7 protein-coding genes are annotated in these 11,120 nt (G+C 48.6%); 5 read left to right on the top strand and 2 right to left on the bottom strand.

Annotation, left to right across the window (positions count from 1 at the left end; all coding sequences use genetic code 11):
- The 4 genes from ACTHUT_RS08970 to ACTHUT_RS08955 all read left to right on the top strand — a co-directional run.
- A partial coding sequence (locus ACTHUT_RS08970; RefSeq protein WP_440386783.1) for a YadA-like family protein occupies positions 1-3,434 on the top strand: 3,434 nt, incomplete at its 5' end.
- A 155-nt stretch (positions 3,435-3,589) separates the two neighbouring features.
- The gene (gene pepN / locus ACTHUT_RS08965) at positions 3,590-6,211 is read left to right on the top strand and encodes an aminopeptidase N (RefSeq protein ID WP_440386784.1); all 2,622 of its coding nucleotides are present in this window, start codon (positions 3,590-3,592) and stop codon (positions 6,209-6,211) included.
- 324 nt (positions 6,212-6,535) lie between these two features.
- Positions 6,536-7,684: a trimeric porin PorB gene (gene porB, locus ACTHUT_RS08960; protein WP_440386785.1), complete on the top strand. Its 1,149-nt coding sequence runs from the start codon at positions 6,536-6,538 to the stop codon at positions 7,682-7,684.
- A 312-nt stretch (positions 7,685-7,996) separates the two neighbouring features.
- Positions 7,997-9,004, top strand: coding sequence for an IS5 family transposase (locus ACTHUT_RS08955; RefSeq protein WP_440386786.1), 1,008 nt, complete (start codon positions 7,997-7,999; stop codon positions 9,002-9,004).
- A gap of 145 nt (positions 9,005-9,149) precedes the next feature.
- On the opposite strand, the gene ACTHUT_RS08950 is transcribed toward ACTHUT_RS08955, so the two are convergent.
- Entirely contained in the window at positions 9,150-9,299 is a 150-nt protein-coding gene (locus ACTHUT_RS08950) for a hypothetical protein (RefSeq protein ID WP_440418740.1), read from the bottom strand.
- Positions 9,300-9,434: 135 nt separating this feature from the next.
- On the opposite strand from ACTHUT_RS08950, the gene ACTHUT_RS08945 reads away from it, so the two are divergent.
- On the top strand, positions 9,435-9,656 hold the full coding sequence (locus ACTHUT_RS08945; protein WP_440386787.1) for a hypothetical protein: 222 nt from the start codon (positions 9,435-9,437) through the stop codon (positions 9,654-9,656).
- 121 nt (positions 9,657-9,777) lie between these two features.
- Here the strand turns inward: ACTHUT_RS08945 and thrB are convergent, their stop codons facing one another.
- On the bottom strand, positions 9,778-10,701 hold the full coding sequence (thrB, locus tag ACTHUT_RS08940; protein WP_440386788.1) for a homoserine kinase: 924 nt from the start codon (positions 10,699-10,701) through the stop codon (positions 9,778-9,780).
- Positions 10,702-11,120 lie beyond the last annotated feature (419 nt).

Genomic DNA, 11,120 nt, shown 5'->3' with positions numbered 1-11,120 from the left:
TCCAAAAAGGTGTGGATGCCAAAACCACCGTTGATACCAAAGGCCTGACCTTCAACGGCGACAGCGGCAGCACCAATATCGAAAAACTCGGCTCCACCGTGACCGTTGCCGGCGACGACAACATCACGACTGAAGCCCAAGGCGACACTGTAACCGTCAAGCTGAACAAAGACCTGGTGGTAGACAGCGTCAAAGCCGGTGACACCACCGTTAACAACGACGGTGTGAAAGTCGCAGGCGGTCCTAGCCTGACCAAGTCCGGTATCGATGCCGCAGGCAACAAAGTGACCAACGTAGCCGACGGCGACCTCAATGCCAACAGCAAAGATGCCGTCAACGGCAGCCAACTGTTTGCGACCAACCAAAACGTCGCCAACAACGCCGCCAACATCGCCAAAGGTCTGAACATTGCCGCCGATAACGGCAGCGACGACAACGTCCAACTGGGCGAAACCGTTGCCTACCGCAGCAGCGACCGCAACATCGTGACCACAGTGTCCGACAACCAGATTGACTTCAAACTGGCCAAAGACATTACTGTTGACAGCGTTACCGCAGGCGACAGCAAACTGAATTCAGACGGCCTCACCATTACCGGTGGCCCAAGTGTGACCAAAGCAGGCATCAATGCCGCCGGCAACAAGATCACCAACGTAGCCGCCGGTACCGATGACACCGACGCCGTCAACTACAGCCAGCTGAAACAGCAAAGCGCCGCAGCGCGTACCGAGGTTGCCGCCGGTACCAACATCAAAGACGTGGTGAAAACGACCGGCACCAACGGCCAAGACGTTTACACCGTCAACGCCAAAGGCACGACCGCGAGCGCCGGTTCTGACAAGTTGACCGTTACCGCCGCTGCTGCAGACGCGAACAACGTGACCGACTACAGCATCGACTTGGCGCAAGACACCAAAGACGACATCCAAAAAGGTGTGGATGCCAAAACCACCGTTGACAACAAAGGCCTGACCTTCAACGGCGACAGCGGCAGCACCAATGTCGAAAAACTCGGTTCCACCGTGACCGTTGCCGGCGACGACAACATCACGACTGAAGCCCAAGGCGACACTGTAACCGTCAAGCTGAACAAAGACCTGGTGGTAGACAGCGTCAAAGCCGGTGACACCACCGTTAACAACGACGGTGTGAAAGTCGCAGGCGGTCCTAGCCTGACCAAGTCCGGTATCGATGCCGCAGGCAACAAAGTGACCAACGTAGCCGACGGCGACCTCAATGCCAACAGCAAAGACGCCGTCAACGGCAGCCAACTGTTTGCGACCAACCAAAACGTCGCCAACAACGCCGCCAACATCGCCAAAGGCATCAACTTCGGCGGTACCACCGGCAGCAACAACTACGCATTGGGCGACACCATCAATGTCAAAGGCGACAGCAACATCATCAGCGAAACCGTAGCTGGTGGTGCACAGCTGAAATTGGCCGATGTGTTGAATGTCGGTCAAGCGGCTCCGGTGAAAATCGATGGCGATAAAGGCGAAGTCAGCGGCTTGAGCAATACGACTTTGGGCGGCAGCGATTTTGCCCAAGGCAAACGTGCGGCGACCGAAGAGCAGCTGAATGCAGCCCAAGATCAGTTGGTGAATGTATTGGGTGGCAATGCGGCCAATAACGGCGGCAACATCAGCATGACCGATATTGGAGGTACAGGTGAGAACAACATCCACGATGCAATCAAAGCCGTCAATGCAACTGCCAATCTGCCTTTGACTTTCGGCGGCGACAGCGGCAAAGACGTTGAACGCAAACCGGGTACGAAGCTGAATATTGTCGGCGGTCAAACCGATGCAGCCAAACTTTCAGACGGCAATATCGGCGTTGTAGCGAATGGCTCTGATAAGTTGGAAGTCAAATTGGCTAAAGACTTGGCAGTTGACAGCGTGAAAGCCGGCGATACCACAGTCAATACTGACGGCGTGAAAGTTGGCGATGTCAACCTGACTAAAGCCGGCTTGAACAACGGCGGCAACAAGATTACCAATGTTGCAGCCGGTACCGATGATACTGATGCGGTGAATGTTGCTCAGTTGAACAAAGCTGTGGCTGCGGCTAAGACTGAAGTCGTTCAAGGCGATAACATTGTTGTTACTCAGGATGTAGGCGCCAATGGCCAAACCATTTACAAAGTGGCGACCGATAAAAACCTGAAAGTCGACAGCGTTACCGCAGGCGATACCGTGATGAATAATGACGGTGTGAAAGTTGGCGACGATGTTGCATTGAACAAAGACGGCTTGAAAGCAGGCGATGTGAACCTGACCAAAGCCGGTTTGAACAACGGCGGCAATAAGATTACCAACGTTGCAGCCGGTACGGATGACACCGATGCAGTCAATGTTTCCCAACTGAAACAAGCTGCTGCTGCGTCTAAGACTGAAGTTGTTCAAGGTAAGAATATCGTTGTGACTCAGAAAACAGGCGACAAGGGTCAGACTGTTTACGAGGTGGCAACCGATAAAGACTTGGATGTTGACAGCGTGAAAGCCGGCGATACCGCAGTGAATACTGACGGTGTGAAAGTGGGTGACGATGTTGCATTGAACAAAGACGGCTTGAAAGCAGGCAAGGTAAACCTGACTAAAGACGGCTTGGACAATGCAGGCAATAAAGTAACCAACGTAGCGGATGGCGATCTCAATGCCAACAGCAAAGATGCCGTTAACGGCAGCCAGTTGTACGCAACCAACCAAAACGTAGCCAACAATGCTGCGACTATCGCCAAAGGCATCAACTTCGGCGGTACGACCGGCAGCAACAACTACGCGTTGGGTGACACCATCAACGTCAAAGGCGACAGCAACATCATCAGCGAAACCGTAGCCGGTGGCGCTCAGCTGAAGTTGGCTGACGAGATTAGCGTGAAGACCGTGAATGCCGATACCTTCAAAGCAGGCGATACTGTGATGAACAAAGACGGCGTGAAAGTCGGCGATAAAGTTGCGTTGAACAAAGACGGTCTGACCGCAGGCAATACCGTGGTCAACAACGACGGCGTAACCATCGCTGCACCGACTGAAAACAATCCGAACAACCAAGTCAAATTGTCTCCTGTCGGTTTGAACAACGGCGGCCAACGCATTACCAATGTGGCTCCGGGTAAAGACGGTACAGATGCGGCAAACGTGAACCAATTGATTGGTTTGGGTACCGAGTTGCAGAACAACATCAACCAAGTAGGTAAGAAAGCCTACGCGGGTGTGGCCGGTGCGATTGCCCAAGGCTCGATTCCGCAAGTAACCCGTCCGGGTGCGACCGGTATCGGTGTCGGCAGCGGCTACTATGGCGGTCAGTCTGCCATGGCCATCGGCGTGTCTGCGATGAGCGACGGCGGCAACTGGATTGTCAAAGGCAACTTCTCGGCCAATACCGACGGTCATGTCGGTGTCGGTGCCGGTGCGCTGTATCAGTGGTAAGTTGGCAATGACAGGCAACTAGATTTGCTGCCTGAATAGGGAGGCCGTCTGAAATTTTAGGTTTCAGACGGCCTTTTTTTCTGAAAACACTTGAATTTAGGTTATATGAAACGATATGCTTCATCTATTTACCGCATGACTCTGAAAGAGAACAAATGAGCAAAACCGTCCATTATTTGAAAGACTACGCCGCTCCAGCGTACCGTATTCTGAAAACCGACCTGCATTTCGATATTTTAGAACCGCAAACCATCGTCAAATCCAGTCTGACCGTCCAACCTGAAAGAGCAGGGGAGCCGTTGGTATTGGATGGTTCGGCAAAACTGCGGTCCGTGAAAGTAAACGGTCAGGCCGTAGATTATGTGTTGGAAGACGAAAAATTGACGATTGCAGGCGTGCCGTCTGAAAACTTCACGCTGGAAGTGGAAACCGAAATTCTGCCGGCTGAGAACAAATCCCTGATGGGTCTGTATGCTTCCGGCGGCAACCTGTTCACCCAATGCGAACCGGAAGGTTTCCGCAAAATTACCTTCTACATCGACCGTCCGGATGTCATGTCTAAATTTACCACCACCATTGTTGCGGATAAAAAACGCTATCCGGTGTTGCTGTCTAACGGCAATAAAATCGATAGCGGCGAGTTTTCAGACGGCCGTCATTGGGTGAAATGGGAAGACCCATTTGCCAAGCCGAGCTATCTCTTTGCTTTGGTGGCAGGCGATTTGGCGGTAACGGAAGATTATTTTACGACCATGAGCGGCCGTAAGGTCAAAATCGAGTTCTACACTACTGAGACAGACAAACCTAAAGTCGGTTTTGCAGTAGAATCGTTGAAAAATGCAATGAAATGGGACGAAACGCGCTTCGGCTTGGAATACGACTTGGATATTTTCATGGTCGTTGCCGTGGGCGATTTCAATATGGGCGCAATGGAAAACAAAGGTTTGAATATTTTCAACACCAAGTTCGTGCTGGCCAACAGCCGTACCGCGACCGATACCGACTTTGAAGGCATCGAATCTGTGGTCGGCCACGAATATTTCCACAACTGGACGGGCAACCGCGTGACCTGCCGCGATTGGTTCCAATTGTCGCTGAAAGAAGGTTTGACCGTATTCCGCGATCAAGAATTTTCCGGCGACCGGGCCAGCCGCGTGGTGCGCCGTATTGACAATGTCCGTATGCTGCGCCTGTTCCAATTCCCTGAAGATGCGGGCCCGACTGCGCATCCTGTCCGCCCGGCCAGCTATGAAGAAATGAACAACTTCTACACCATGACCGTCTATGAAAAAGGTGCGGAAGTCGTGCGCATGTATCACACCTTGCTCGGGGAAGAGGGCTTTCAAAAAGGCATGAAGCTGTATTTCCAACGCCACGACGGTCAGGCTGTGACTTGTGATGATTTCCGTGCCGCAATGGCAGACGCAAACGGCATCAATCTTGATCAGTTTGCTTTGTGGTACAGCCAAGCCGGTACGCCGGTTTTAGATGCTCAAGGCCGTCTGAAAGATGGTGCGTTTGAATTGACGATCAAACAAACCATTCCTGCCACGCCCGATATGGCGGAAAAGCAGCCGATGATGATTCCGGTCAAAACCGGTTTGCTGAATGAAAAAGGCGAAGCGGTTGAGTTTGAATATCAAGGCAAACGAGTGAAAGAGGCGGTTTTGGTATTGACCGAAGCCGAGCAGACTTTTGTGTTGGGCGGCGTCAATGAGCCGGTTATCCCGTCTCTGCTGCGTGATTTCTCTGCACCGGTTACCCTGAACTATCCGTACAGCGAGCAAGAATTGGCCACTTTATTGGCGGCAGATGAAAATGAGTTTGCCCGTTGGGAGGCTGCTCAAACCTTGTATCATCGCGCCATTAACGCCAACCGTCAGGCATTGGCGGAAGGCCGTCCTTTGCCGGAACATAAAGCATTGATGGATGCTTTGGCTTTGGTGGTTTCCGGTGACTTTGATCCGGCATTCCGTGCCATTTTGCTGCAAATGCCGTCTGAAACCGATGTATGGGCGGAAGAAGAAAATATTGACCCGATTCAGGTTCATCAAGCGCGAGAAGCCTTGCTCAATGCCGTTGCTGTCAAGTTCCTGCCTCAGTGGCGCGAGCTGAACCGTCAAGCTACCGAGCAAGAAAACCAAGCTGATGCCACTGTTCGTTATGAATACAGCCCGGAATTGGCCGGCTGGCGAACTTTGCGCAATGCTTGCAGAGCATTTATCCTTCGTGCTGAAGCTGCGCATATTGAACACGTTGCGGAGAATTACGAAGCAATGGCGCAAAACATGACCCACGAATGGGGCATCTTATCCGCAATCAACAGCAATGAAAGCGAAATCCGCGATCGTTTGTTGACACAATTTGCCGATAAATTCGCCGATGATGCCTTGGTAATGGATAAATACTTTGCCCTGATTGCTTCAAGCCGCCGCAAAGATACTTTACAGCAAGTTCAGACGGCCTTGAATCATCCTAAGTTCAGCATCGAAAACCCGAATAAAGCCCGTTCTTTGTTGATCAGCTTCAGCCGTAATATTCCGCACTTCCATGCAGAAGACGGCAGCGGCTACCGCTTTATAGCCGATAAAGTGATGGAAATCGACCGCTTTAATCCACAAGTTGCCGCCCGACTGGTGCAGGCTTTCAACATCTGCAACAAATTGGAAGCCAACCGCAAAGCCGTCATGACCAAAGAATTGCAACGCATCAATGCACAAGAAGGTTTGTCCAAAGATGTAGGCGAGATTGTCGGTAAGATTTTGAATGAAAAATAAAGCCTGTCTGTTGACCTTATTGTAATCTAGCAATAAGGATAGATAGACTAAAGGACGTCTGAAACCGATTGGTTTCAGACGGCCTGGGGCCTTTGTAAAAATCCTCTTTTAGAAAAAGATATTACAGAATAAACGACTACTTTCCATATCCACTCTGTCTGTAAAAAACAACGTTTCCTAGCAAAAATCACTCAAAACAAGAGGAAAATTTGTTTTCCTAAGCCATAAGCTTTATATTATGGTCATGGAATCGTTGAAACAGAACGATATCGTAATAAGAAGAACGAATGCTCGCTTCTTCACACTTAAAAAAGGAAAACAGCAATGAAAAAATCCCTGATTGCCCTGACTCTGGCGGCTCTGCCTGTTGCAGCTATGGCTGACGTAACTCTGTACGGTCAAATTAAAGCCGGCGTTGAAGTATCCAAAGTTAAATTGGGTAAAAAAACCGCTGAAGAACTGAAGTTCGCACAAAGCTCTAAAACTGCTACTGAAATCGCTGACTTCGGTTCACGCATCGGCTTCAAAGGCCACGAACACTTGGGTAACAATCTGAATGCCATCTGGCAAGTTGAACAGTCTACTTCTATCGCCGGTGGCGACAAAGAGTGGGCTTCTCGCGAATCTTTCATCGGTTTGGAAGGCGGCTTCGGTAAAATTCGTGCCGGTAAACTGAACTCTACTGTTAAAGACTCTAGCGACAACGTTGACCAATGGGAAAGCAATAACGGTGCGTTAGGCATGTCTGTATTCACTCGTGTTGACGAGCGTGCAGTATCTGTACGTTACGACAGCCCTGTATTCTCAGGCTTCAGCGCAAGCGTACAATACACTCCACGCGACAATGCGAACTCTGATGACAAATACAAACACGAAGATCCTTCTCATGACACTTACTACGCTGGCCTGAACTACGAAAACTCTGGTTTCTTCGGTCAATACGCTGGTGGTTTCCGTAAAAACTCTGTAGAGACTAAAAACGGTTATAAAGACGGTCACGTACAACGTTTGGTAGCTGGTTACGATGCTAACAACCTGTTCGTATCTGTAGCCGGTCAATACGCTAAAAACTGGGAAAAATTAGGTGACTACGCTCAAGCTCAGTCTAACGGTGTTGTAACTAAAGAAATGCGTGAAAGAACCACTTCTAAAGTTAACGCTTCCAACGTAGTATTTGGTACTGCTGCTGGTTTGGATGGCAAAGGTGTTGAAACTGTTGAAGTTGCTGCTACTGCCGCTTACCGCGCCGGTAACGTAACTCCTCGCGTTTCTTACGCTCACGGCTTCAAAGCTAAAGTTGACGGTAAAAAACTGAAAGGCACTCAATACGACCAAGTTATCGTTGGTGCTGACTACGACTTCTCTAAACGCACTACTGCTCTGGTTTCTGCCGGCTGGTTGCGTGGTGCTGAGTCTGGCCCTCACAAAGTTGAAACCATCTCTGGTTTGGTTGGCCTGCGTCACAAATTCTAATCTTCGGATTAGTATGAAAAAGAGCCTGTTTTATGCAGGCTCTTTTTTTATTCATATTCTTCATGCTACCTAAATGAAAAATTAATTTAACCATTGATATAGAAGAAGGTTGAGAATTTTACAAAATTCCTCTTTCCTGATAGCTAAAATCTAAATACAGGTTTTCGACTTTTCATACTAAATACTCCTTATAATCCTTATTTAGACACATGATAATCGGGCATCCTGGTCTCCGTTTAGGTGCGAACAGAGACCTTTACAAAATTCCCCAAAATCCCCTAAATTCCCATCAAGACATTTAGGGGATTTTCCATGAGCACCTTCTTCCGGCAAACCGCACAAGCCATGATCGCCAAACACATCGACCGCTTCCCACTATTGAAGTTGGATCAGGTGATTGATTGGCAACCGATCGAACAGTACCTGAATCGTCAAAGAACCCGTTACCTCCGAGACCACCGCGGTCGTCCCGCCTATCCCCTGTTGTCCATGTTCAAAGCCGTCCTGCTCGGACAATGGTACAGCCTCACCGATCCCGAACTCGAACACAGCCTCATCACCCGCATCGATTTCAACCTGTTTTGCCGTTTTGACGAACTGAGCATCCCCGATTACAGCACCTTATGCCGCTACCGCAACTGGCTGGCGCAAGACGACACCCTGTCCGAATTGCTGGAACTGATTAACCGACAACTGGCCGAAAAAAACCTAAAATTAGAGAAGGCATCCGCCGCCGTCATTGATGCCACCATTATTCAGACCGCCGGCAGCAAACAGCGCCAGGCCATAGAAGTCGATGAAGAAGGACAAGTCAGCGGCCAAACCACACCGAGTAAGGACAAAGATGCCCGTTGGACAAAGAAAAACGGCCTCTACAAACTCGGTTACAAACAACATACCCGTACCGATGAGGAAGGCTATATCGAGAAACTGCACATCACTCCTGCCAATACCCATGAGTGCAACCATCTGTCCCCTTTGTTGGAAGGCATTGCCGAAGGTACGACCGTCTATGCCGACAAAGGCTACGACAGTAAGGAAAACCGACAACATCTGAAAGAACATCGGTTGCTGGACGGCATTATGCGCAAAGCCCACCGCAACCGTCCGCTGACGGAAGTGCAAACGAAGCGCAACCGATATTTGTCGAAGACCCGTTATGTGGTCGAACAAAGCTTCGGTACGCTGCACCGTAAATTCCGCTATGCGCGGGCAGCCTATTTCGGACTGATTAAAGTGAGTGCGCAAAGCCATCTGAAGGCGATGTGTTTGAACCTGTTGAAAGCGGCCAACAGGCTAAGTGTGCCTGTTGCCGCCTAAAAGGCGGCCCGGATGCCTGATTATGGGGCGTCCGGGGAGGATTAAGGGGGCGTTTGGGTAGAACCAGTGGGTACTTGGAACGAAAACAGCCGAAAATCTGTGTTGGTATTTCGGCTGTTGCGGGAAGGGCTTTTTTGCAAAGGTCTCAAACAGTCTTGCCGCCGAAACCATCATTACTTCTTCGGACAAGCAGTTCAGCATCAGAAAAGTCTGCAACCATAAAACCCAAGAATGCTCTTTCTTTGCAGGCAAAAAAGTCATCGAGAAAAATCTTCCCGAAGACAGGACAAGCCATGAATGGCTTGGCAATACTTTCGCATTAAGAACCAGCTTCGGGTCGTATGATTCCTACACCACCTTCGCCGACCGCACCCATAAGCCCCATACGCTTTCCTCCGTCATCGCCACCGACAGCAAAACGCAATGCGTCGTGACTGCAGATAATAAAGGCGAGTCTTTCTACTCGCTGTTCCGCGATAAACCCGTCAAATTCATTGCCGCAAACGACAAAAAATTCGGCTTCACCCGAGATGTTGCTACGCTGGAATCCGTTGTCGAAGCAGAATTCAAAGGCAAGAAAGTCCACATGACGTATATGAATAAAGTCGAACGCGATGTCTCGGTCGTTTTAGACAATTCGTGTGTGAAATGATGTGCCTGGTTGGATGAACAAGGTTTCGAGTTTTTATGTAAAGGTCTTAAGTCTCTAAAAGGATCTTAGTAAGGAGAAAAAATTTCAGATTCTTATAATTTAGATTTGGATGATCTTATAACTATGCCTTATTAAGACTCAATAGCAGATCTCTAAATGCATTCGGATCTTTAATAAATGTCATTTCACCTGATTGAGGAAAATGGAAATCCAGTAGGCGGGACACCCAGAAACGGATACATCCGGCTCTTTGTGCCGTAGGGAAATATGCACGTTCTTCATCAGATAAAGGACGCACGCTTTCATAGCCATGGATAAAAGCATCATAAAGAGCAGGGTCTAATTTATTATCGGCTGTCCGCGCCCAGTCGTTAACTGCAATGGCCAAGTCGTACATGAAATTACCATTGCACGCATAATAAAAATCGATGAAGCCGGAAACTTCATCTCCATTAAGCAGTACGTTGTCTTTAAATAAATCGGCATGGATAATACCGGAAGGCAAATGTTCTCCAAGATTTTCATCTAAAGAAGCAATTTCAGCTTGAAGCAGTTTGGCATCTTCGCTATCTAAAACCGGGAGCAACTGAGTGCAGGCATCGTGCCACCAGCCATCATAACGGGGATTTTTCATTTTTAAAGGAAAATCTTGGCCGGCTAAATGCATTTTGGCCAACATCGCACCAGTATGGAAACATTGTGCCTCTGTCGGCCAGCCGGTATCGGAGCCATTCAAACAAGTTACCAAGCAGGCAGGTTTTCCGGCTAACATAGAATGCAGTCCACCATCTTTACGAGCAATCGGAGCGGCGCAGGCAACGCCATTTTGGCTCAAGTGTTGATTTAGCTCTAAAAAGAAAGGCAGTTCCTCTGATTTTAAAACCTCAAAAACAGTCAATACATAACGACCGGTTGAGGTAGTCAGAAAATAATTACTGTTAGTAATTCCTTGAGCAATCCCCTGCAAAGAAACAAAATCTCCCAAATCATATTGCAGCAAGAAATCGCGCATTTGAGCGTCGGAAACACTGGTATAGACAGACATAGCAAACTCGAAGCTGAAATAAAATCAAAGAAACATCATACCAAAAAACAAGCATCAACAATATAAATTAAAGCATAGGTCAAATTCAAAAGGCCGTCTGAAACCAAAATTTCAGACGGCCTTAGTATTGAACCGGGTTGGATATTGGAAGCGGATAGGGAAGATTTGAGTATTTTTAGAAAAATAAAAACCCTGTTAAAACAGGGTGGTGGTTAAATTTTCGAAAATAATTTCGAGAAAGGTGTTGACTGGTTTTGTTGGAGGGCGTATAGTTCGGTTCTTCGCTGCTGACGCGGTGAAGAAAACGAAGCAGACAGTATAACACAGTTGGTTGAAATTTTCGATAATTTTAGTTGACTTTTGAAAATTGTACTGTATAATTCGATTCGCTCTTTAAAAAACAGATTACCGATAAGTGT

This window comes from Neisseria sp. P0022.S010, from assembly GCF_051956635.1.
Note: the sequence above shows the minus strand (reverse complement) of the source record. Positions and strands in the feature narration are given on the sequence as shown.